A 22,892-nucleotide genomic window follows, 5' to 3' on the forward strand; every position below is an offset into this window, starting at 1 on the left:
GGCACTTTTGAGTCTCTCGGGTTCCAAATTTAGCGACCCTGAGCACTGCCTTCACGGCGGGGGTCAGCACCACCGTAGAGTTTGTTGTGCTGCAAGGCGATCGCATGAATACCACTGTTGAGGCCTCGCTCAACGACCTGGTGTCCGCGCCCCTCAAGTTTTTCGATAGTATCGCGACTGAAGAAACCTGGCTCCAATTCAACGCTTCTACCGATAGCACCGATATTGCCGGCAGAGATAGCTTCGGCAATCGGCATATTTAAGCCGAGGTGGTAGAGAATGGTGCGAGCAGTGTAATCAATAATGCGGGAGCCACCCGGAGACCCCACTAGAAGGCGCATACTGCCATCTTTGTTGAACACGATAGTGGGAGACATGGAAGAGCGCGGTCGCTTGCCCGCTTGAATGCGGTTGGCGACACGTTCACCATTGTCGTTCTTTGGTGTGAAGGAGAAATCGGTGAGTTGGTTGTTGAGCAGGAACCCCTTCACCATAAGGCGAGAACCAAACCCGGTTTCGATACTGCTGGTCATGCTGATACCATTGCCGTAGCGATCAACAATCACAAGGTGGCTGGTATTAGGCAATTCCGGCGACTGGGCCATTACCCGCTCGGCGGCGAATTCAGTGGGTCTGCCTGGAGTGGCCTCGGTGGCGACATCGGGGTCAATCAACTGGGCGCGCTCAGCCAAATAATCCTTTGATATCAATGACTTACTGGGAACTCTAACAAAGTCCGCATCGCCGGAATAAGTATTGCGATCAGCAAATGCGAGTTCAGAGGCCTCGACAAATAAGTGAGTTAGCAGATCGCTGCCGGGTTCAAAGCGATCCAGAGGGAACTGTTGCAGCATTCCTAAGATGCCGCCGACTGTGGTGCCGCCTGAAGAGGGGGCGTCGGCACCGCACACGCGATATTCCAGGAAGGCGGAACACAGAGGGTCGCGCTCTTTGGCGCGGTAACCGGCCATATCTTCCAGGCTGAGTTGGCCTGGATTGGCATTATCGTAGCGGACGGCTTTGACAATCGCCTTGGCGATATCGCCGTGATAGAAGGCATCTGCGCCCCCTTTGGCGATGGCGTTCAGGGTCTCTGCATAGGCGGGGTTCTTTAAGCGGTGCCCTATTGCCAGTGGCTCGCCGTTACTGTTGAAAAAGTAGCTGGCGATGGTCGGCCGGGCAGCGACCTTTGGCATACGCAGCAGGAGCTGGTGCAGGCGAGGAGATATTTCAAAACCGGATTCAGCCAGGTGAATTGCCGGCTGAAACAGCTGTTCCCAGGGCAGCTTGCCGTCGCGCTGATGTGCCATTTCCAGCATTCGAATAACACCGGGGACACCCACCGAGTAGCCGCCAATCACCGCCTCGACAAACGAGCGCGGCTTGTTGTCGCGAATAAAGTAATTTTCATCGACTTGAGCGGGGGCAGTTTCACGGCCATCGTAATAGCGGAGCTTCTCTTGGGTGGCGTCATAGCTCAGCATAAATGCGCCACCGCCAATCCCGGATGACTGGGGCTCTACCAGCCCAAGTACCATCTGCGCGGCGATCGCGGCATCGACGGCAGTGCCTCCTCTGGCGAGGATCTGCTCGGCGGTGCGGCTGGCGTGGGGATTGGCAGTGACTGCCATGTAGAAGCTGGCCGTCGAAGACTTGACAGCACTGCGCCCAGTGTCAATTTCCGGTTGCGGCTCGTCGGCAAAGACGGGGCTCAGAATAAGTGCAAAGGCGAAGAGAAAATGGCGCACGTAACACCCGCGGATTGTGGAAAAAACCGCTCGAGTGTATCAGAAATAACCAAATTCCGGTTTAGCGGAATTTCTCTTCCAGTGCACTTTGCACTTCAGCTGGAACAAACTTAGCCACATCACCGCCAAGAGAAGCGATTTCACGCACTAATGAAGAGGAAATGTAGGACAGATGTTCTGCCGGTGTCAGAAACAGGCTTTCCATATTCGGGGCTAACTGGCGATTCATATTGGCCAGTTGGAACTCGTACTCGAAGTCAGATACTGCGCGCAGACCACGCAGTACGCCATAGGCGTCCACCTGGCGCACCAGATCGGCGAGCAGTATGTCGAAGCCAATGACCTCGACATTGGGCAAGTGGCCGAGAACTTTTTGCGACAGTTCCACCCGCTCATCCAAGGTGAACAGGGGGTTTTTGCGGTTGCTGGCCGCCACAGCCACGATAACGTGGTCAAACAGGCGACATGCCCGTTGTACCAAGTCCAAGTGGCCATTGGTGATGGGATCGAAGGTTCCGGGATAGACGACTTTTTTCATACGCCAAGGCTTAATGCGGGCCGAATGGGATGCGAATGGTAAACAATTTACGGCTAAGGTCAAAACCGAATCTGCTCAGTAACCTATTTCCCGCGACCGTTGCAGGTTTACTCGGCATGGCGGTAGAGCCGCATGCACACCCGACCCGCCCCCTTTTCTTTCTCCAAATACCAGCTGGTTAGCACTGATGGCACCGTGTTCCGCGGTGTCTCTACGTAAATCAGTGCCCCCGGTGCAAGGCGGGCGCTCAATGTGTCCAGGCTCTCCTGCCAGAGATCGTCGGCAAAGGGAGGGTCGACAAATACAATGTCATATTTTTTATCACCGCTTCCGAGAAAGTCGTAGGCCTTGGTATTGTGCACCAGAGCCCCTTCAGCACCGAGAAATTTCAGTTGCTCTGTCAGAGTTCGGGCTGCGTGGGTATTCAGCTCCACAAAATCGACAGAACGTGCCCCGCGAGATAAGGCCTCCAGGCCCAGGGCACCGGAGCCGGCAAAGAGATCCAGGCAATGGGCGCCGTGCAGATCAAACTGCAGCCAATTGAATAGGGTCTCCCGCAGTCGATCACCAGTGGGTCTCAATCCCTCCACGGGAGCAAACTGTAATTTGCGTCCACGCCATTGCCCGCCAATGATGCGCAACTGTGAAAGGATTTGCGGGGTATGCTTTCGCGATAAACTTCTGGCCAAGGTTACTCTCTACTGGGGGCTTAGCGATGCTAAGATTAGCGTCTTTCTGCTAGCGGTACATCCGGATAAACGAATGATTTTTGACTTTCTGCGCAAAAAAAAGAAACGTAAGCCCGAACAAAGTGAGCCCCAGCACCCACCGGCCGAGGCCACAACTGCACCTGAAGAGGAATCATCGGCGCAGAGTTTAGAGCCCTCAACTTTTGGTCAAGCCACGCTCACTGAGGACAAAAACCTGTCCGTTCTGGTGAATGAACCAGCGGTATTGGATCGTGAGCTAAGTCGCCAAGCACCAGAGACCGCCGGGGAGAGTCGCGATTGGGCACAGCACGCTGGCCTCGCTGGTGAGGTCGAGCCAGCGGTTACAGAGCCTGAGGTCCCAGTGGTTCTCGTTGAGCGCGAGCAACAAACGGCAGCTGAGCCCGCGATTGTACAGCCTGAGCCGGCACCAAAACCCTCTGCGTTAGAGCAAGATAAGCCGACGAAAAAAAAGAAAGAAGGTTTCTTCGCGCGTATTCGACGTGGCCTGAGCCGGACCAGTAACCAATTTGCCGAGGGTATGGGCAACCTATTCTTGGGCGCCAAGGAAATTGATGAGGACTTGCTGGAAGAGCTGGAAACACAGCTGTTGATGGCAGATGTCGGAGTTGAAGCTACCAGTGAGATCGTCGAGCGGCTGACAGAGCGAGTATCGCGTCGCGAACTTGCCAATGGTGATGCACTTTACAAAGCGCTGCAACAGGAGTTGGCTGACCTGCTCACCAGCGTCGATTCCTCCTTGGAAATTGATATCAGCAAAAAGCCTTATGTCATTCTCGTGGTTGGGGTTAACGGCGTGGGCAAAACCACCACGATCGGCAAGCTGGCCCATCGCTTCCTGGGTGAGGGCAAATCGATCATGCTGGCTGCGGGTGATACTTTCCGTGCAGCGGCGGTGGAGCAATTGCAAGTTTGGGGGCAGCGTCACGAGGTCCCAGTCGTAGCCCAGCATACGGGTGCCGATAGTGCCTCGGTGATTTTTGATGCGGTTCAATCCGCCCAGGCGCGCGGTATCGATGTGGTGATCGCCGATACTGCCGGGCGTCTGCATACCAAGTCGAATTTGATGGAGGAGTTGACTAAGGTGCGTCGGGTTATGGGTAAGCTCGACCCTAGCGCCCCGCACGAGGTGCTGTTGGTGCTAGATGCAGGTACAGGCCAAAATGCTATCAACCAGACTTCCCAGTTTCGCGAGTCGGCGGGTGTTACCGGCTTGGTACTCACCAAGTTGGACGGCACTGCTAAAGGCGGAGTGATCTTCGCCCTGGCGCGACGTTTCGGTATTCCCGTGCGGTTTATCGGTGTGGGAGAGCAGGCGGAAGACCTTCAGCCATTTAGCGCCCGAGAGTTCGTATCGGCTCTGTTTGGCCGCGATATTGCCTGACAGCCAGTCCAAGAAATAACAACAAGAAAAAAACAGTGATCACTTTCGATAATGTGAATAAGCGTTACGCATCGGGGCAGGATGCCCTGGTGCGGGTCAGCCTGGAAATTCCCAGCGGTGATATGGTATTCCTCACCGGGCACTCCGGTGCTGGAAAAAGTACCCTGCTAAGACTGCTTACTGCCATTGAGCGCCCTACTAAAGGCAGTATTCTTGTCGCAGGTCAAAACCTCAATCGCCTGCGCAACGGCCAGGTCCCCTATTATCGCCGCAACCTGGGAATCGTTTTCCAAAACCATCAATTGCTGTTTGACCGAAGTGTCTATGACAATATTGCCCTGCCTTTGTCTGTGGCGGGGTGCAATAAGCGCGAGGTGGGACGCCGGGTACGCGCCGCACTGGATAAAGTCGGTTTGCTGAACAAAGAAAAGCAGAATCCCATTATGTTGTCTGGTGGCGAACAGCAGCGGGTGGGGATTGCCCGTGCCGTTGTGAACAAGCCAGCGATATTGGTAGCGGATGAACCGACGGGTAATCTGGACCCGAAGCTCTCCCAGGAGATTATGGAGTTGTTCACAGATTTCAATGCTGTGGGTGTTACTGTGCTGGTGGCGAGCCACGATCTGGAATTGGTTGCGCGAATGCGCCGCCGGGTACTAACGCTACAGAGTGGTCAGTTGATTTACGATGGAGTCCCAAGTCGTGAAGTACTCCCAAGCTAAGGTGCGGCGGCAGTCCAACCCCGCCGCCGACAAGCGTGCGCGCAGTACCGGCGCGGTAATCGCGCGCACAGGGTTTGCCGATAGATCGCACAGTTGGTTGGGGCACCACCGCGAAGTGGCTGCAGATTCTGTACGCCGTTTTTTTGCCACGCCGATGGCGAGTGTGATGACGGCTCTGGTTATTGCCATTGCACTGGCCCTGCCGGCTGCACTGCAGTTGGGGCTGCTGAATTTTCAACGCGCGGTGGCGGGTTGGGACGGGCAACCGCAAATTTCTGTATTCCTGCACAAGGAAGCAACGGATACGGCGGTTAGCGCTCTTGCCGAAAGATTGCGCAGTGACTCGGCAATTGCGGAGGTAACCTACGTTTCGCCCGAGGATGCCTTGGCGGAGTTTGAGCAGGCTTCCGGCCTTGGCGATGTTCTGGTTGGCCTCGGAGCCAATCCTCTACCGGCCGTATTACTGCTGCGCCCACGGGATGCGAAAAACGGGGAGAAATTACAGCAATTGGTGGAGAGCCTGAGGGCTCAGGCTCTGACAGATTCCGTGGTATTGGATCTGGCCTGGGTCCAGCGACTGGCCCAGCTCACTGAACTAGGTCAGCGTTTTTCTGCGGGCTTGGCCCTGCTGTTGGCATTGGGCGTGGTATTAGTGGTGATCAATACCATACGTCTGCATATCGAAAGCCGCCGGGAGGAAATTCTGGTGGTGAAGCTTGTGGGGGGGACTAATGCATTTGTGCGTCGACCATTCCTCTACAGCGGTATTTGTTATGGCCTGTTCGGCGGGTTTCTCGCCTGGGTACTCTTGGCGAGTGGCGTGGCGATGCTGTCCGGGCCGATAGAGGCGCTGTCGTCGAGCTATGGCAGCAGCTTTGAATTGAGCAGCCCAGGGGCGCGCTATTTGCTGCAGTTGAGCTTGGGAGCTTCTCTGTTGGGGCTTTTGGGTGCCTGGCTTGCGGTAGCACGCCATACCCATGAGATAGAACCGCGCTGACCGAGCGGTCTGGTGAAGAAGAGTAAAGAGTGTCTGAATAGGGAACCCGAGGTGCCGATAAGCCCTCTAATTCCGCGAAATACAACAGAATACGGCAGTTGTTGGCGGGCTTTCTCATCTGCTCGCGCAAGTGCTACACTGAGTCCAGCTTGTCGTCGGATACTGTATTCGGCGATTGCGGCCGGTAGGACCGGCCGACTAATAATGACAGGAGAGACCTGAATGGGAACCAGCCTACAGCCAGTGCACACGCTGTCTCCGGGCGCCAACCTGGGGGCTTATATCCAAACCGTTAGCGGCTTCGATGTGCTGACTGCGGAAGAGGAAAAACGCCTGGCAGAAGACCTCTATTACCGCGAAAATCTCGATGCTGCACGCCAGCTGGTTATGTCACACCTGCGCTTTGTAGTACATATTGCCAAGTCATACTCTGGCTATGGCCTCAATGAGGCCGACCTGATTCAGGAGGGTAATGTGGGCCTGATGAAGGCCGCCAAGCGATTTAACCCTGAAAAAGGCGTGCGCCTGGTATCCTTTGCGGTGCACTGGATCAAAGCCGAAATTCACGAATTTATCCTACGTAATTGGCGTATTGTTAAAATTGCCACTACCAAGGCGCAACGCAAGTTGTTTTTCAACTTGCGTGGGCAGAAAAAGAAGCTCGCATGGTTGAGTCACGCTGAGGCTAAGGCTGTAGCCAAAGACCTGAATGTGGATGTTACCCATGTCCAGGAAATGGAGGGTCGCCTGGCCGCCCACGATGCTGCCTTTGATGCGGGTGTCGATGACGATGACGATACCGCCTGGCAGGCGCCGGCCCACTATCTGGAAGACCGCAGTTTTGACCCGGCCGCTCAGCTCGAGCGCGACAACTGGCAGGAAACCAACCTGACCAGTTTGACCAGTGCGTTGGCACTGCTGGATGATCGCAGCCGCGATATCATTCAAGCTCGCTGGCTCAGTGAGGAAAAATCTACACTGCATGAGCTTGCCGACAAATATGGTGTTTCCGCTGAGCGTATTCGCCAGCTGGAAAAAAATGCCATGAAGAAAGTACGTGTCGCTATGGAAGCCTGAACCGGCTAATTAGCAGATAGGTAAAAAACCGCGCTACAGCGCGGTTTTTTTTGTCCCGATTGTTGCTGGTATACCATGTCACAATTAAGGGGAACATTAAGGGAAGCTGATGGCAAAATTCTATCTTCTGCTCTCTGCACTTTTCGGTGCGAGTGGCGTTGCACTCGGTGCATTTGGCGCTCACGGTCTGCGCGGTCAGGTGGCGGAACATCTATTAGAGGCATACAAGACGGGGGTTCTGTATCAAATATTCCACAGCCTGGCCCTTCTGGGGATAGCGCTGTTAATGCAAACTTGGGGGAGTCGCCTGTCGTTGTCGGTGAGTGGCGCCCTTTTTGTTTCCGGCATTGTACTTTTCTCTGGCAGCCTCTATGCCCTGGCACTGGGTGGTCCTCGCTGGCTGGGACCAATAACACCTATCGGTGGATCTTTGATGATTGCCGGGTGGATTGCGCTGTTTATTGCCGCATTAAATTTTTCCAAATAGGCGCCATCAAACTGGATAGCACAAGTTGTGTCGACAAGCGACACGTACAGCATGATACCAACCGTTTCGCATAAGAGGTCGCGAAAAATGCAAGACGAATCTGCGGAAGATTTTCCCTACCGCACAGAATTTAAGAAAAAGTCTATCCGTAGCTATGTTATTCGAGCCGGACGGATGACAGAGGGACAGCGCCGAGCTTTTGATAACTATTGGGGGGAATACGGCCTCTCTCTGTTTGATGGGTCGATGGATCGTCAGAAAGTATTTGGGAGGCAAGCTCCGCTGGCCCTGGAAATTGGCTTTGGAATGGGAGACTCGCTATTGGCGATGGCTGAAGCTGAGCCAGACAAAGATTTTATTGGCATTGAAGTTCATCCTCCAGGTGTTGGACGGCTAATCAACGGTGCTGCTAAGGCCGGCGTAAAGAATTTACGTGTTTATATGGCTGATGCGGTGGATGTTTTAAATGATTGTATCGGCAATGGATGTTTGGACCGTTTTCAGTTGTATTTCCCCGACCCTTGGCATAAGAAAAAACACCACAAGCGCCGAATTGTGCAATCGGAATTTGTACATTTGCTTTGCAGCAAATTAAAAACCGGTGGGCTGATGCATATGGCCACAGACTGGGAGAACTATGCCGAGTATATGCAGGAAGTATTACAGAAAGAAAAGCTGCTGGAGAATACCGCCACTGATGGCCAGTATGTGGCACGCCCGGAATGGCGCCCTGAAACCAAGTTTGAGCGGCGCGGTCAGAAGCTCGGACATGGTGTTTGGGACCTGGTGTATCGCAGGTTGCCTGGCGAGGTTCAGCCTCAGGTACTGACGCCTCCTGAAAATGATACTGCCTAAGCGGAAGAACCACGCGCTGAATAGGCGCTCCGTTTAATCGTAGGTGATGGCCATTGGCACCGGGAAAGGGGGGCCAATGGTAAAGCCAATTCAAAGCACTATCTAAAACCTCATCGCCCAGTACTTCTAGGCCGCTTCCCCTCGATCATATTCAGGTGACGGATAGTATTGTTTTCGTAAGTTATCTGGTCAAGCAATTCGATATTGTCCTGTGTAACAGCGTAGTAGCGCATACAGAAACGTCGAATGAATTGACGGGGTATTGCCATAGCTGCCACTTCGCGGCCCTGAGGTGTTGTAGTAATTTCGATACATTGGTGGTTTCTTTTATCGAGTTCATAGATAGGCCAGGTTGTCGTTAAGATAACCTGTTTGGAAGTACTACTGTCGAGGCGGGGGTCAAAGTGGCCATTTTATTCATTCAGAGAAATATGCCCCCGGCCTGCCACAGTTTTGTGGTGGGCGGGTATCCCCTTGGTATAGTAGTGAGGGGATATTATGCAGATTGAAGCCGGTGCGGCTGAAACGATAGTTATAGAGTGAAAAGGGGACGTCGCTATGGTCCTCAATGATTGGATTAAGTTATTCGTTCTGAGCTGACGGCCTCGCTGGCTTGTGATACCAGTTACTCCTGCTATTGAAATTTAGTGCGTACCTTCTGATCCTTTTTGGCAGGTAACAAGTGGTCTGAATGTTTTCCGGGTGAACTAGATTTCTTACATCGCTATCTATATCTGGCGCCAGTATTGGTTATCTCTTCTGTCTTTATTGATAACTTTTTCGGTTTCCAGTCTATGATGCTAATACCAGCCTACGATCGAAATTCAATATTAGATTGAATGAGAAGAGTACAAGAATCACGAAAATAAATCGGTTAAGTTTTAGTTTTTTGCAATTTAAGTTAATAAAAATCTGGGGGGCTGGTTCGAAAAGGAATTTCGGTGTTTCTAATGAGAAAGCGTCGCTCATTGCTTTCAATTTCCTATGGCATATTATTTTTCTTTATCTTTGTGGCCTTGGAGGCCAGTGCAGATTTTGTTGGGACCTTAAACCTGTACGTTAATGGAGGAAAACACTGGTTTGATGGTGATCGTCTAAAAGGCACGCCATTTCGCGGTTTTGAAATGCGAGATTCATCAGGTGTCGGTACCGGTTTCGGATTCAATATGACGAATTACTGGGCGATGGAAGGCGTTGTTGACTATTTCGTCGTTAATATTGCCGACACCCCTGAAAAAGTGGATGTGTACAACTATCATCTGGATCTACTCTATCAATTTGGCGGTCAATTTTGCGGTAATTTTTGTTGGCAACCCTATATTGCTTTTGGCATCGGGGAGATTCGTATTAATTACGACAGGCGTCGGCATAAAAAATACTGGGACCCCGATGATCCTGAATATTCTTATGATCCAGATCACCCATACGATCCGGACTATCCCTATCCTTACGACTGCCGCAAAAAATTCTATGTCCAGAAGAATGGACCCTATTACCCCTACCCGCCTTATCATTGTGACTGGCATGATCGACAAACGATGGTTAATTTGGGTGTCGGCATAAAATATAGTCTGGGTCCCCGCTGGCAAGCCCGCGCAGATATACGTCTTTTTCAGGGCGTTGAAGAGGGCGGTGTTGATGGGTTTGCCAGTCTGGCTGTCGGCTATCAGTGGATTGAATACCCGGATTTTTGGTATGACGAAGACGCCGATGGAATTATTGATGCGACAGATCAGTGCCCGCAAACTCCAGTAGGTGTCGATGTGCAGTTAGATGGCTGTCCTTTGGATACAGACTTTGATGGCGTGCCCAGTTATTTGGATCAATGTCCCAATACGCCGATAGGAATTGCTGTGGATGAATACGGGTGTATTCGCTAGTAGTGTGACGGATGTGTGGTTGCAGGTCTTAATGCAAGCGGCACATTGGCGGTGCCGCTTGCATAAAATTGAATTGCTGGTGAAAGTAAAAACTGGCAGCAGAGCTAGTTACTCCCCGCGTATTTCCTCAAGCTTCTCAGAAATCTCCAGCCATTCCAACTCAAGCTCTTCCATTTTTTCCCGCTGCGCTGCCTGTTCTTTGTTGAGTCGAGCAATTTCATCCTGCTGGCCGCCACTATACAGTTTCTCGTCAGAGAGTTTTTCCTGTATTTCGGTTAACTGCCCTTCGGAGGCTGACATCTGACGCTCAATATTTTTGAGCTTATTGGTCAGGGGCTTCAATTGCTCGCGCAATGCGGCAGCAGCCCGTCGCTGAGCTTTTTTATCCTCGGAAGGTGTCTCATCCAAATCAGCAGGCTCTGATACTTTTTCTTCGCTACGTTTTTTTTCCCGGTTAAAGCCCAGTAACCACTGTTTGTAGTCATCGAGATCACCGCTATAGGGCTCGGCGCGGCCATCGGCCACCAGGATAAACTCATCTACCGTATTTGCGAGCAGGTGGCGGTCATGGGAAACCAATATGACAGCACCGGGAAACTCCGCCAGTGCCAGTGTCAAAGAGTGCCTCATTTCCAAATCCAGGTGGTTTGTCGGTTCATCAAGCAGCAGCAGATTGGGCTTCTGCCAAGCCAGCAATGCCAGGGCCAAGCGGGCTTTCTCACCACCGGAAAAACCGCCCACCATTTCAAAAATACGGTCGCCAATAAAACCGTAGCCACCGAGAAAATCACGCAGCGACTGTTCTGAAGCATTTGGGCTGAGCCTTTGCAGATGCAGTATTGCAGAGCCGTTGCTGTCGAGAGCCTCCAACTGGTGCTGTGCAAAATAGCCAATGGCGAGATGTTCGCCACACTGTCGCTCGCCACTAAGAGGTGCGAGAGTGCCGGCCAAGGTTTTAATCAGGGAAGACTTGCCAGCCCCGTTAGGGCCGAGCAAACCGATTCGGCGCCCTGGTTGAATCCCCAGCTGAACTTTCTTCACGATCACTTTATCGGCATAGCCAATAGCGGCCTCGCGCAGATCAATCAGTGGATTGGAAGTTTTCTCGGATGAAGGCAGAGTAAAGTGGAAGGGGGAGTCCACATGTGCAGGGGCAATTTGGGCCATGCGGTCCAGTGCTTTCATGCGGCTTTGCGCTTGCTTTGCCTTGCTGGCTTTAGCGCGAAAGCGCCGCACAAAATCCTCCATATGTGAGCGCTCGGCCTGCTGTTTCTCGAACTCAATTTGCTGCTGTGCGAGACGCTCGGCACGGGCGCGTTCAAATGCACTGTAGTTACCGCTGTACAGTACCAATTTTTGCTGTTCAAAACTGACAATGCCACTGACCACTGCATCGAGGAAATCGCGATCGTGGGAAATAATTAGCAAGGTACCAGCGAACCGCTGTAGCCATTGCTCCAACCATAGGGTGGCATCCAGGTCCAAATGGTTGGTTGGCTCATCCAGTAATAGAAGATCTGCGGGGCACATCAGTGCGCGCCCCAGATTGAGTCGAATCCGCCATCCACCGGAGAAACTGCGCACTGGGCGCTGTTGATCGGCGTGGGAGAAACCCAGCCCATCGAGAAGCTGTGCAGCCCGCGCAGGACCACTGTAGCCATCGATATTGGCCATGTGCTCGTGGAGTTCCGCGAGTTTGTGGCCATTGGTGGCACCGCAGTTTTCGGCCTGTACTAGTTGTTTTTGTAAAAGGCGCAGCTCATTATCGCCGTCCAATACGTAGTCCAGGGCCGATTGCTCGTTCGCATTAACTTCTTGAGCCATATGCGAGATACGCCAAGTGCCCGGAAGGTCTACCTGCCCGGCATCGCTTTCCAGTTGGCCCAACAATAGCTTGAACAGAGTTGATTTGCCGCAGCCGTTGGCACCGATAATCCCCACTTTGTGGCCTGGAAAGATCCTGCAATCTGCTCTGTCCAGTAAGTCGCGCTCACCCCGGTGCAGAGAAACCCCTTGTAAATTGATCACTGGAAAAACCTCTTATGAACAGGCCGATGAATGCTAGGCTATTCGACATACCCAGGCTCGACCGAGGCCTGGGTATTTTGCCGATCAACAAAGGGTCGGGATTCTAACGTGACAAATACTTCACCTCCATCTTCCTGCAAGGAAAACCCACTCTGGCAGTTCAGTCTGGATTTTTATGCACACAGTGAAGTCGAACAGTTCCTACTCGACTGCCAGGACAGGAAAGGCGCCGATGTCTGCCTAATGTTGTGGGCGAGCTATACCTCTGTGTGTGGTCGACAGATCAGTGAGGAGGGCTGGAGGGTCGCCGATCGCGGTGTTGCTCCGCGAAGGCGTATGATAAGCAGCGTACGACATCTACGTCGTTGGCTGGGGCATCTGCGGCCTCACAGCCAGCGCGCTTATGATTTGTGTAAACGTTACGAATTGAATCTGGAGCAGCTGCAGCTGGCGGCTTTATGGAAAATATACGCAGAGGGGTGGCTGGGGGATCGCTCTGCACTGGAGCTTGCTTCGCAGCAATATGGCCTGTTGCAAAAAGATCAGGCTCGTTGGTCGGGCTTGATCGAAAGCTATTTAGCGGATTCCGGAGCTGCGGGTTAGCCAGATGCCCCTCGTCATTGAGCCCTTCGTGGCACACTGGGGAGTCGCCAGTAATACAGTGTTGAATGTTGGCTTCAAAACAATTCCAAGCGATGGGCTTCCTTGGGCCGCTGTTTTTTTGACCACGGCCAGTCTTACGCAATGTTTTGTTGGAACTTGGGGAGGCCGCAAGGACCTCGCCATGGGTGCTTTTAACTATTCGCCGCTGCGATGCTCAGTGGAAAATAGGCTGTTTGCAGGAGTACTTGGCGTTATTGTTGGTGCTGAGCGAGGAGTCTCCTGAGATTTTTCCTGTTCAGTCTGGGCAAGCATTTCAGTGTCGTCTGCCTTGGGCTTTTCAGGAGCTTCAGCTTTACTGGAGGCTTCAAGCTTGGGCGTTGCGTCGGCGGGTTTTGCCTTTGCCTGGGGGGTGGGTTTGGCCGTGTCTGGCTTCTTGGCGATTACCGATTTCGCCGGAGTTTTCTTGAGGGAGCTGGCCGCCTTTTTCACGGGAGTTTTCTTCACCGCTTTGGAGGCAGTCTTTGCCGGAGTCTTTGTGGCACTGGTTTTCTTTTCCGCAACTTTCTTCCCACCGGCTTTCTTTGCTGTGGTTTTCTTCACGGGTTTGTCAGTGGTGGCTGGGTTTACCTTACTGCGATTTTTTGTTGCGACTGTAGTTTTAACGACTGTAGTTTTACGGGCTTTGGGTTGCGTTTTGGCCAGGAGCTTTTCCATTTTTGCAGCGGCCTTACGAACCGTTGCAGCCGCCTTCAATTGAGCTTTTGCCTGAGACTCGATGCTTTTGGCTTCGGTCTGTGCGGCTTTGGCGAGCTGCAGGACTTCATTTTGTTTTTCTAAATTAGTCTTGGCAGTCTCGACTCGCTTTTTAGCTGCAGCTGTCTTACTTGTCTTGGCTGCAGTTCTAGCGTCCACGAGTTTGGCTTTGGCCTTGTTTGATTTCTCTTTCGCGGAAGTTAGTGCCTTGCCAGTTTTTAAAACAGCCTTGCCGGCATCGGTGACTTTTTTGTGGCGGGCTTTATCCAGTTTTAGGGTTAGCTTGGAAATTTGTGTTTCCAGTTCTGCGACCGGATTGACAGCTTTTCGTTTGGCAGCCATGAGTAAATGTCCTGACGTTTATTATCGATTGGAACATCCGGACAGTGTGTGTAATCCGATTTATAGGCAACAGGCGCATTTAAACCAGGGATCTACACACTGTACATTGTCCCAAAACTGAAAAGCACCTCAAACAGTCCGGAACAATAACCGGCGACTGGTCGATAATAGCGCTGTTTTTAAAAAAAAAGTATGCCGTCAGCGGTGAAAAAAGTGCAACGCTTGTATTTTTATTGTTTCCTCCGCAGGAACTAGAAGGGGGAATGTGGTGTCCTGCACAGTGTGCGCGTCACCGGTATGCACATACTGTCGCCTTGGGTTAGACTTGGGCGCACTGGCGGAAAAGGTGTGCCTGGTGGCGAATGGCCGAAATCAGGATAGCTAGAGAAGCCGCCCAAGGCGTTGGACCAAGGTCAAGCGCGAATCATTAAACGCAATACGGACAAAGAGACAACACCCATGAATAAATACCCTTTGGCTGCAGCAATTGCCCTTGGCCTGGTGCTGACCGGCTGTAACGAACAGGGAACCGAGCAAGAGAAAGAAGTTTCCCTGGACACTCAGGAGAAGAAGGTCAGCTACATCATTGCCGAAGATATGGCCAAGCGCCTTGAGGCTCAGGATGTGAAGCTGGACCCCCAAGTGGTGTTAATGGCTCTCAACGATGTATCCAGTGGCCGCGATCCGCGCTTGTCTGAAGAGGAAAAGCAAAAGACCATTGCCTCCTTCCAGGAGCAGATGCAGAAGAAGCAACAGGAGATGCTGGCGCAACAGGAGCAGGAATTTAAGGTAAATGCGGATAAAAACCTGCAGGAAGGTAAAACTTTCCTCGAAGGGAACGCTAAGAAAGACGGTGTAGTTACCACTGACTCCGGCCTGCAGTACAAGGTGATTACTGAAGGTTCAGGAAGTAAGCCCAGTGAAAATAGCACAGTAGAGGTGGACTACAAAGGCACCCTGATTAATGGTGAAGAGTTCGATAGCTCCTACGCCCGTGGCGAGCCGGTTCAGTTTCCGGTCAATGGTGTTATTAAGGGCTGGACAGAAGCTTTAAAGCTGATGAAAGAAGGCTCTAAATGGGAATTGTATATCCCCTCTGAACTTGCTTATGGCCCCGGTGGTGCTGGCGGCAAGATCGGCCCTAATGCGACTTTGATTTTTGAAGTGGAACTGCACAAAGCCAACGTTGGAGATGGTGATGACTCCGACAAAAAAGAAGACAAGAAAGAAGACAAGAAAGAAGACAAGAAAGAAGAGCCCAAGACCGAGTAATTTAAATTACCGTTTTTGATAAAAAAGGCGCCTGTAGGCGCCTTTTTTATGAGCGGCTAAATATCAGAGATGTTCAATGGTGAAAAGATATTGAATAAAGGCCGCAGGGCTTTCTCTGGAATAGCCGGAAGTCGCGCTCAGGCTCACTAATTTTTATGTGCAGTGTGTAAAAGTGCGATCATCCGATCCTCGGAGCTAAAGCGAGATTCCAGTGCTTCCCCCAGTTGCGAGAGATCTGGATTGAGGCTGGCGAGATCATCGGTTTCCTGATACTTGTCATTAAAGTCGACAGCGACATCAGTTGTCACATCGATATTTCGATAGAGTTCCCGAGCTTTTTGCAGGCCTTGTTTGTCATCGAATGCCTGACCTTCAAGTATGAGCTGCTGGTATACCTCAAAGTGGCCCGCAGAGACATAGTCGACCAGCAACTGGCATAAATGGCGAACACGGTTTTCGGTTTCCGTGTCGCCTTCACTAAATGCCTTTTTCTCCGACAGGTGGTAATAGCTCACGAGTAGGATTTGTCGGGACTGTAGCCACCGGTCAATGATCTCGCTGACTCCACCCCAGCGCTCGCGCGCAGATTTACAATTTTCCAGCATCTCCAAGATGTCCTTTGGTTACTGTTGCCGCGATGGGCAGCTTTATTGCTGATCCCGAAGGCCCTATGGAAGATAGGAGATTCCCCCGCCGACAGCAAGGTACAGAGCGTGATCTACGCCAGAATACGATGATGCTTGCGGTGATCATCATCAGAGGGCTTTTAGGCGCTTTACCCACTGACGATCAGTGGCAATATCAATGCCGTGAGGGCGCCACATGTACCCATCGCCAGCGCGGCACAGGCACCACATAAAGCGCTGATTTCCAGGGCTCTTGCAGTACCCACAGCATGGGCGTTGATGCCCAGGACAACGCCGATCACTCGCTCATCGCGAATCTTAAGGCGTTGCATCAGTGGCGGGCCAGCGATAGCCCCAAACACTCCTGTGAGCACCACTATACCTGCGGTAAGGCTCAGGGATGCGTGCACTTTTTCTGCCAGTACCAAGGCGATAGGCGTGGTAATGGACTTGCCACTGAGGGCCAATAACACCGATTTTCCTGCGCCTAATAGCAGTGCAATCAATACCGCAATTGCAGGGGCAAGAATTGCACCGACAGAAATCGTGATAATTAGTGGCCAGCCGGCCTTGCGAATGATCGTCAGGTTTTGCTTGAGGGGAACTGCCAGGGCAACCACTGCCGGTCCGAGTAAAGCATACAGCAGCCCACTGGCGTGGTGATAATTCTGGTAGGAGACGCCGGCAATGGTTAACAGTGTTGCCACCACAATACTGGCGGTGATGATGGGGTGTAACAATACCGTCTTAAACCGTCGATATAAGATGACCCCGATCAGAAAGGCGCTGAGGCTTAACGGCAATGCAAATAGTGGGCTCGACAGAAACTCACTCATGCTTGTCAGTTCCGGTTCGTTGCAGCATTTTTTTCAACAGCAATGCACAAATGGCAATGCTTATCAGAGTGCCGGCAATAATAGCGGTGAGCAGGGCAAGCCAGTCAGACAGGGCCAGGCCCCGGAAAAAAAATATACCCACTGCGGCGGGTAGAAAGAGTAGCGGCAACAGATAGAGTAATTGTGCGCTGATCTTGGCCAGGCCTTTGGGTACGCCACCATAGACCACAAGGAATAACAGTAACAATAACATACCCACGACAGAGCCGGGGATGGGAAGTGACAGCGCTATGCTGGCCAGGTTACCCAGCCAGCCGCAGGCCAGCAGCATAGCCGCTCCTCCGAGCCAGTGAAGGGTATTAAACAGGTTGGGTTTCAACATGGAGGAGATGGCGACCGCTACAGCCGCCGTTGCTTATCAAGGTTTACGAAATGCCTGCCAGCCGCCGAAGAGGATTAGTCCAGCAAATCCCAGCGCGGCCCAGCCGGCGATGCTCAAGCCCATCATGGTCCACAGCACTTCAGCACAATTGCCATCGCCACTCAAAAGAGCTTTGAGCACATCGGTCACGGGAAAGACTTCCACCATGTAGCTGACACTGGGGCCGCAAGCGGGCACCTGATCTTCCGGCAGGCTTTGCAGCCAGAGCTGGCGCCCAGCAAAATAGAGCCCCCCCATAGCCCAGAGGGAGATAAACAGGCCGTATACACGGCGCCCGATAGTTGCGGGGTTGTGCAGGAAAGCGATTAGCGATACCAAACCTATCCCGAGCAACATAACCCTTTGTGTAATACACAGTTTGCAGGGCTCCAGGCCGCGCACATATTCGAGATAAAACGCAGACCCGAGTAGAAATGAAACGAAGAGGAAAACCAGCAGAAAGGTGATGCGTGGATTGGGTAAGGTCATGGTAATTCGGATCCTGAATAGTGCTGTCGGAAGCGACTGGCTTCGAGATTCAAGTCGGTTAATAGTGTGTTGAAATTGTTTTCGAGTTTTTTCCGCCCGGCTTTGAGTTCGGGCAGTAATTCCTGCAGGGCGACCGGGCGACCGGGCGGCGCAGACGCTGCCCAACTCGCTTCAGGGTAAATGCGATTACCTGCTCCTCGCGATAGCTCTGCAGCAGTCTAATTTGCTCGGCACGCTCAATAAATACCTTTGCGCGTGGCGGAATATACCGGCTGTCGGAATGAAAGTCTCTCCAACAACCGTTACAAAAATCATCCAGGTCCTCGGAGTGCCATTGTTGCCAGTTCAGAGCCAGCAAGTGATCGAACCAAATGTCCAGTGCTATGCCGGCATAGCGGCGCCAGCTCGGGTCCAGTTGTGTTAGAGCGTCACGATATGCGGGGTGCGCATCCGTGGAGGCGTCGATGCGTCGATGTAGACGAATACCCCGTGCGATATCCATTGGCCAGTTGTCATCCAAAGGGCCTTTGACAAAATCTCCCAACAGGCCGCCCAGTCGCCAGCGAGGGTCGGGACCGGAAAGCAGTAGGTGTGCCAGGTAATTCATACGAATCGCTTTCCAAATTTTTTACATGGCACGCGACTAGCCCGGTAGGCTAGTCCTGGCAGCAAATATACTGGGCATAGTAGCGGCTGAGAAATGCTTCAAAAGTGCCGCTGTCTTCCTTCTCGACTTCTTTTTGCTTGAGCAGCGAGGCCTCGGCCTGGTGAAGGAAGTCCTGTAGCGAGTCGCTGTCGAGAGGCCGCTCAAGGAAATAGCGGCGGTGCTGTTCTGCCTTAGCCATGGCCCACTGAGAAAAATTGACTTTCTGCTCGCGCATCTCGGCCAGTATTTGCTGTGCGGGTGTAAGTATCTCGCCTTTCAGCTTGGCCTTTTGAACACCCACGGCACTGCGGTATTGCTCGCCACCCCAAGTGCTGTCGAGCAAGCCCGCAACTGAATCCACTTCCTCCAACAGCTGCGTGGCCCAGTCGCTGAGCTTGCGTTCGGTGCCATTGTCCAGCAGTGTCAGTTCGGGCTCATGGCCCCGATAGACGATGCGCTGTTGATTCTCCTGGGTACTGCGGTAATCAGAATCGCTGGTTTTGGGACTCTCTGTGAGCAGGCAGTGCAGCAGGAAGCTGTCGAGAAAGCGCATCTGTTGCGCATCGATACCCAGTGGCGAGAAGGGGTTCAAGTCGAGGCAGCGCACTTCGATATATTCGACTCCGCGATTGTCCAGTGCGGCCAGAGCGGTTTCCCCGCGTTTGGCTGGATTTTTCGGCCGTATTGGTGAGTAGAACTCATTTTCAATTTGCAGGATGCCGGTCGATAGTTGCTGGTAGTCCCCGTTGCCATCTTTGACACCCAACTCCCGATAGGGACCAAAAGAACTGCTGATAGCCGAGCAGAGTGTGGATAAATAGCTGCGCAAATCGTTGTAGCAAACCACCAGAGACTGCTGAACGTTGCTGTTGTAACCCAGGTCGCCCATGCGCAGAGAGGTGGCATGGGGCACGTGCAGAGTGTGATCATCGCCGTTAAAGGGCTCGAGGTCGTGCTCGCGGCCATCGACAAAAGAAGAGCAAACCGCAGGGGATGCGCCGAATAAGTAGATTAGCAGCCAGTAGTTGCGGCGGAAATTGCGAATCAGATCGAAGTAACGCCGGGTCTTGAAGCTTTCCAGATCTTCATTGCTGCCTTCAAATTCGTGTAGCCATAGCCAGAAATCGTCTGGGAGTGAGAAGTTGTAATGGATTCCGGCGATGGTCTGCATCGCCCGTCCGTAACGCAGACCCAGACCCAGGCGGTAGATGGTCTTCATGGTGCCGCTATGGGAGTCGCCGTAGCGGGCGACAGGGATATCTTTATCGGCGCCAATTGCGCAGGGCATGCTGTTGACCCACAGCAGTTCATCACCCATCTGGCTGTAGGTATAGCGGTGAATGCGATCCAAAACTCGAAGCGCCTCCTCCGGAGTTGCTACTGGCGGTGTGATGAACTCCAGTAATGCCTCGGAGAAATCTGTAGTAATACTTTCGTGTGTCAGTGCGGACCCCAATGTGGTCGCGTGAGGGGTTTCCGCGAGCGTGCCGTCAGAGGTGACCCGCAGGCTTTCCTTTTCGACGCCGCGAAGTATGCCCTTGAGCAGTTGTGCTGGTTTGGCTTGCGACAGGGCGGCCAGGTGAGAAATAGGCACTCGAATCTCCTTGGTACTACCGGAACGCTATTGTAGGGCCGCTATCTAGGGCGACTTTGTGCCGGTGCTGAATGGTCAGGCGCTCAGGCAGCGGATTCTGATTTTTTTTCGTCGGGTTGTGCGGACGTTTCTGTTGTCGCCTGCTCTGAAGCAACTTCTGGGGTTTCCTCGGGCGCGACTTGGGGGGCCGGGTCCAGATCCGGATCGTCCTGCTCTGGTAGCTCCTCGGGTGTGGAGGGCTCGGCTTCCGGGGTTCCCTGTATATCGTCAACGGGGGACTGGGCGAAAGCTTCCTCGGGAATAAGGGGTTGGCCCTTGGTGCTGAGATCGCATTGCAGTAATTCGATGCGAAGGCTCACATCGCGAGTGTTGGCCTCGAACATCTGATTGATAGCGATATCTTTATGTTCGTTGCGAAACAGTTTGTTTGGCTCGCGGCCGTCAGTCCACTCACCACTTTTACTCAGGAACTGCTGGTGCTGATTGGTCAGCACGTACACATGACTCATTATGTTGGGCAACTTTGATGCTGTGACAAAAAGGCAGTTTAGCGACGGGGGCTGTGCGGCTCAAGAATTCCGTTGAAGCGAAAGCGGTAAACGCATGCTCCAATGGGTTGAAAGGGAAGAAGTGGGACCTTTGGCGGCTATTGAAAGCATTTTTTTGGCCGTCTGCAACCCGCACGGGGAGGTTCGGGTTGCAGATCAAGTAGGTAGTTGTCTGAATTGTCGCGCTGGGACGGGATAAATCTTCATTGACCCCCCCCCCCGGTAGGCTTCATTCAACAAGTTGTTAGAGGGTTTCCAACGGGTAGTGTTCGGGATAGGGCAAGCGTGCGCAGCCACTGTCCACGGCGGCGCGAGCCACTGCGCAAGCCACCTCGGGTAACAGGCGTGGATCAGTCGGTTTGGGCAGGATATAGGTGGACCCGAAACTGAGTTCGATGCCGCCGTAACCGTCGCGTACAGAGTCCGGCACTGGCAGACGAGCGATTTTACGAATCGCCTCAATAGCGGCCAGTTTCATATCTTCATTGATTCGCGCCGCACGCACATCCAAGGCCCCGCGGAAGATAAACGGGAAGCAGAGTACGTTGTTCACCTGGTTCGGGTAGTCGGAGCGGCCCGTGGCCATAATCAGGTCATCGCGGACACTGTGCGCCAGCTCGGGTTTGATTTCCGGATTGGGATTGGAACAGGCGAAGACCACCGGTTTTGGGGCCATCCGCTGCAGCTGCTCCGCAGACAGCAGGTCCGGGCCGGATACACCGAGGAACACATCGGCATCGGTAATGGCGTCGTCGAGTGTGCGCATATCGGTATCTCGCGCCCACTCGCCTTTATAGGCATTAATATCGGTACGCCCGGAGTGAATAACTCCCCGGCTGTCGAGCATAGTGATTTGCTCTTTGCGTGCGCCCGCCGCCAACAGCAGCTTGCAGCACGCGGTAGCGGCGGCACCGGCGCCGAGGCAGACCATATGCACTTCGCTGATTTCCTTACCCTGAATCTCCAGGGCATTGAGCATGCCGGCCACCGTAACAATGGCGGTACCGTGTTGGTCGTCGTGGAAAACTGGTACCGGACAGCGCTCGATCAGGGCCTCTTCGATATGGAAGCACTCGGGCGCTTTAATATCCTCAAGGTTGATACCGCCAAAGGTATTGGCAATCGACGCGACTGTCTGGATAAATTGTTCGGGGCTGCTGGCATCGACTTCGATATCCACCGAGTTGATATCGGCAAAGCGCTTGAATAGTAGCGATTTACCTTCCATCACCGGCTTTGATGCCAGGGGACCCAGGTTACCGAGGCCTAGAATTGCGCTGCCATTGGAAATGACAGCGACCAGGTTGCCTTTGCCGGTATAGCGATAAGCTGCCTCCGGGTCCTTGGCAATTTCTCGCACAGGTTCTGCGACACCTGGGCTATAAGCCAAGGATAGGTCTTCCTGGGTTTCGGCAGAAGTCGTCAGTTCAACTGAAAGTTTGCCGGGACTGGGCAGCGCGTGGTAATCGAGCGCTGCCTGGCGCAATGAATCCGTCATTTGGGGGCTGTTCTCTCGAATACTGTGGGCAACACTTAAGTGTTAACCCGGTTACTGCGGGGGCCAGAGGATAACCGAGGGGAGCTTACAGCCACAAGCGTAAAAATCTGCGATACCTGGTGCGGACTGCTATTTTCATCGAGGTTATCGGCGATATTCAGGATAAGTAGCCGCGAAAACTCGACTTATAAGGATGAAGTTATCGATATTGGCCGAAAGATTAAGCGATTCAAGTCGATTTTGATTTGGGGTACACCAGCTTACAAATTGAGCCTGAGAAGGGCATAAAAAAAGGCACCATCGCAGTGCGAGGTGCCTTTTCGGAGCGGGTGCTGCTATAGAGCAGCGGACCGCGCTCGAGCGAAGAGCCCGGATTACTTGCCGATACGGCTGCCGAAACGCTTCTTGAAACGGTCAACACGGCCACCGGTGGTAGCTTGCTTCTGCTTGCCAGTGTAGAAGGGGTGACACTGGGAGCAAACGTCGATTTGCATGTCTTTGCCCAAGGTAGAGCGGGTTTGGACAACATTACCGCAGGAGCAGGTAGCGGACAGGTCGGTGTACTTAGGATGGATATCTGCTTTCATGATTGCCTCTTTTCGACACCGCCACTCGATCTGTTGCCGGGCACGGTATCGTCGTTGGAGCAGGAACCGGAATGATTCCAGGCTGTTTAAAAAGTCGGCGCATACTATCAGATTAGTGTCGGGGTTCAAGCACAAATAGGCCCCGCTGATAAAGGCATACTTATATGCAGGAAATGATATCAGCTTAGATCTCACCGGGGTTGTGGGCATGAACCCGATGCCCTGTCGAGTGA

The 22,892-nt window shown here is 52.9% G+C and carries 23 protein-coding genes; 9 read left to right on the forward strand and 14 right to left on the reverse strand.

The window, feature by feature from the left end:
* Positions 1 to 29 precede the first annotated feature (29 nt).
* From ggt to rsmD, 3 genes are all read right to left on the reverse strand, one after another.
* Entirely contained in the window at positions 30 to 1,748 is a 1,719-nt protein-coding gene (gene ggt, locus MO867_RS00805; protein WP_252464032.1) for a gamma-glutamyltransferase, read from the reverse strand.
* Positions 1,749 to 1,809: 61 nt separating this feature from the next.
* Complete coding sequence (gene coaD, locus MO867_RS00810; RefSeq protein ID WP_252464033.1) at positions 1,810 to 2,286, reverse strand: pantetheine-phosphate adenylyltransferase; 477 nt, start codon at positions 2,284 to 2,286, stop codon at positions 1,810 to 1,812.
* 107 nt (positions 2,287 to 2,393) lie between these two features.
* Positions 2,394 to 2,975 (reverse strand): 16S rRNA (guanine(966)-N(2))-methyltransferase RsmD, encoded by a 582-nt coding sequence (rsmD, locus tag MO867_RS00815; protein ID WP_252464034.1) that lies wholly within the window; start codon positions 2,973 to 2,975, stop codon positions 2,394 to 2,396.
* Between the two features lie 382 nt (positions 2,976 to 3,357).
* Between rsmD and ftsY the strand changes: the two genes are divergently transcribed.
* From ftsY to MO867_RS00850, 7 genes are all read left to right on the forward strand, one after another.
* The gene (ftsY, locus tag MO867_RS00820) at positions 3,358 to 4,398 is read left to right on the forward strand and encodes a signal recognition particle-docking protein FtsY (RefSeq protein WP_373565854.1); all 1,041 of its coding nucleotides are present in this window, start codon (positions 3,358 to 3,360) and stop codon (positions 4,396 to 4,398) included.
* A 35-nt stretch (positions 4,399 to 4,433) separates the two neighbouring features.
* Entirely contained in the window at positions 4,434 to 5,120 is a 687-nt protein-coding gene (ftsE, locus tag MO867_RS00825; RefSeq protein ID WP_252464035.1) for a cell division ATP-binding protein FtsE, read from the forward strand.
* Positions 5,101 to 6,117: a permease-like cell division protein FtsX gene (ftsX, locus tag MO867_RS00830; protein ID WP_252464036.1), complete on the forward strand. Its 1,017-nt coding sequence runs from the start codon at positions 5,101 to 5,103 to the stop codon at positions 6,115 to 6,117. Before ftsE ends, ftsX begins: the two co-directional genes overlap by 20 nt.
* Positions 6,118 to 6,339: 222 nt before the next feature.
* Complete coding sequence (gene rpoH / locus MO867_RS00835) at positions 6,340 to 7,194, forward strand: RNA polymerase sigma factor RpoH (RefSeq protein WP_252464037.1); 855 nt, start codon at positions 6,340 to 6,342, stop codon at positions 7,192 to 7,194.
* A gap of 109 nt (positions 7,195 to 7,303) precedes the next feature.
* Complete coding sequence (locus tag MO867_RS00840; protein ID WP_252464038.1) at positions 7,304 to 7,681, forward strand: DUF423 domain-containing protein; 378 nt, start codon at positions 7,304 to 7,306, stop codon at positions 7,679 to 7,681.
* A gap of 87 nt (positions 7,682 to 7,768) precedes the next feature.
* Positions 7,769 to 8,536 (forward strand): tRNA (guanosine(46)-N7)-methyltransferase TrmB, encoded by a 768-nt coding sequence (gene trmB / locus MO867_RS00845; protein WP_252464039.1) that lies wholly within the window; start codon positions 7,769 to 7,771, stop codon positions 8,534 to 8,536.
* A 950-nt stretch (positions 8,537 to 9,486) separates the two neighbouring features.
* Complete coding sequence (locus tag MO867_RS00850; protein ID WP_252464040.1) at positions 9,487 to 10,416, forward strand: thrombospondin type 3 repeat-containing protein; 930 nt, start codon at positions 9,487 to 9,489, stop codon at positions 10,414 to 10,416.
* Between the two features lie 108 nt (positions 10,417 to 10,524).
* Here the strand turns inward: MO867_RS00850 and MO867_RS00855 are convergent, their stop codons facing one another.
* Entirely contained in the window at positions 10,525 to 12,444 is a 1,920-nt protein-coding gene (locus tag MO867_RS00855) for an ABC-F family ATP-binding cassette domain-containing protein (RefSeq protein ID WP_252464041.1), read from the reverse strand.
* A 108-nt stretch (positions 12,445 to 12,552) separates the two neighbouring features.
* Between MO867_RS00855 and MO867_RS00860 the strand changes: the two genes are divergently transcribed.
* A complete protein-coding gene (locus MO867_RS00860; protein WP_252464042.1) occupies positions 12,553 to 13,047 on the forward strand; it encodes a TIGR02444 family protein in 495 nt (164 codons plus the stop codon).
* Between the two features lie 195 nt (positions 13,048 to 13,242).
* Here the strand turns inward: MO867_RS00860 and MO867_RS00865 are convergent, their stop codons facing one another.
* The gene (locus MO867_RS00865) at positions 13,243 to 14,142 is read right to left on the reverse strand and encodes a prolipoprotein diacylglyceryl transferase (protein ID WP_252464043.1); all 900 of its coding nucleotides are present in this window, start codon (positions 14,140 to 14,142) and stop codon (positions 13,243 to 13,245) included.
* Positions 14,143 to 14,601: 459 nt separating this feature from the next.
* Here MO867_RS00865 and bamJ point away from each other — a divergent pair, with 459 nt between their 5' ends.
* Entirely contained in the window at positions 14,602 to 15,414 is an 813-nt protein-coding gene (gene bamJ / locus MO867_RS00870) for a BamJ family beta-barrel-assembly machinery protein (RefSeq protein ID WP_252464044.1), read from the forward strand.
* A 146-nt stretch (positions 15,415 to 15,560) separates the two neighbouring features.
* On the opposite strand, the gene rsd is transcribed toward bamJ, so the two are convergent.
* The 9 genes from rsd to rpmE form a co-directional block, all read right to left on the reverse strand.
* A complete protein-coding gene (gene rsd, locus MO867_RS00875) occupies positions 15,561 to 16,019 on the reverse strand; it encodes a sigma D regulator (RefSeq protein WP_252464045.1) in 459 nt (152 codons plus the stop codon).
* A gap of 170 nt (positions 16,020 to 16,189) precedes the next feature.
* Positions 16,190 to 16,876 carry an LrgB family protein gene (locus tag MO867_RS00880; RefSeq protein WP_252464046.1) on the reverse strand — a complete coding sequence of 229 codons (687 nt, stop codon included), beginning with the start codon at positions 16,874 to 16,876 and terminating at the stop codon, positions 16,190 to 16,192.
* Positions 16,869 to 17,207 (reverse strand): CidA/LrgA family protein, encoded by a 339-nt coding sequence (locus tag MO867_RS00885; RefSeq protein ID WP_252464047.1) that lies wholly within the window; start codon positions 17,205 to 17,207, stop codon positions 16,869 to 16,871. The genes MO867_RS00880 and MO867_RS00885 overlap by 8 nt, the downstream gene beginning before the upstream one ends.
* Positions 17,208 to 17,294: 87 nt before the next feature.
* Positions 17,295 to 17,786, reverse strand: a complete 492-nt coding sequence (locus MO867_RS00890) for a disulfide bond formation protein B (RefSeq protein WP_252464048.1) — start codon at positions 17,784 to 17,786, stop codon at positions 17,295 to 17,297.
* Between the two features lie 58 nt (positions 17,787 to 17,844).
* Positions 17,845 to 18,393, reverse strand: coding sequence for an acyl carrier protein phosphodiesterase (locus MO867_RS00895; RefSeq protein WP_252464049.1), 549 nt, complete (start codon positions 18,391 to 18,393; stop codon positions 17,845 to 17,847).
* A 49-nt stretch (positions 18,394 to 18,442) separates the two neighbouring features.
* Positions 18,443 to 20,026 (reverse strand): glutamate--cysteine ligase, encoded by a 1,584-nt coding sequence (gene gshA / locus MO867_RS00900; protein WP_252464050.1) that lies wholly within the window; start codon positions 20,024 to 20,026, stop codon positions 18,443 to 18,445.
* 83 nt (positions 20,027 to 20,109) lie between these two features.
* On the reverse strand, positions 20,110 to 20,535 hold the full coding sequence (locus MO867_RS00905) for a hypothetical protein (RefSeq protein WP_252464051.1): 426 nt from the start codon (positions 20,533 to 20,535) through the stop codon (positions 20,110 to 20,112).
* A gap of 283 nt (positions 20,536 to 20,818) precedes the next feature.
* Entirely contained in the window at positions 20,819 to 22,072 is a 1,254-nt protein-coding gene (locus MO867_RS00910) for a malic enzyme-like NAD(P)-binding protein (protein WP_252464052.1), read from the reverse strand.
* A 374-nt stretch (positions 22,073 to 22,446) separates the two neighbouring features.
* A complete protein-coding gene (gene rpmE / locus MO867_RS00915; protein ID WP_252464053.1) occupies positions 22,447 to 22,659 on the reverse strand; it encodes a 50S ribosomal protein L31 in 213 nt (70 codons plus the stop codon).
* Positions 22,660 to 22,892 lie beyond the last annotated feature (233 nt).

The sequence above is a fragment of the Microbulbifer okhotskensis genome, assembly GCF_023895975.1.
Lineage (GTDB): Bacteria > Pseudomonadota > Gammaproteobacteria > Pseudomonadales > Cellvibrionaceae > Microbulbifer > Microbulbifer okhotskensis.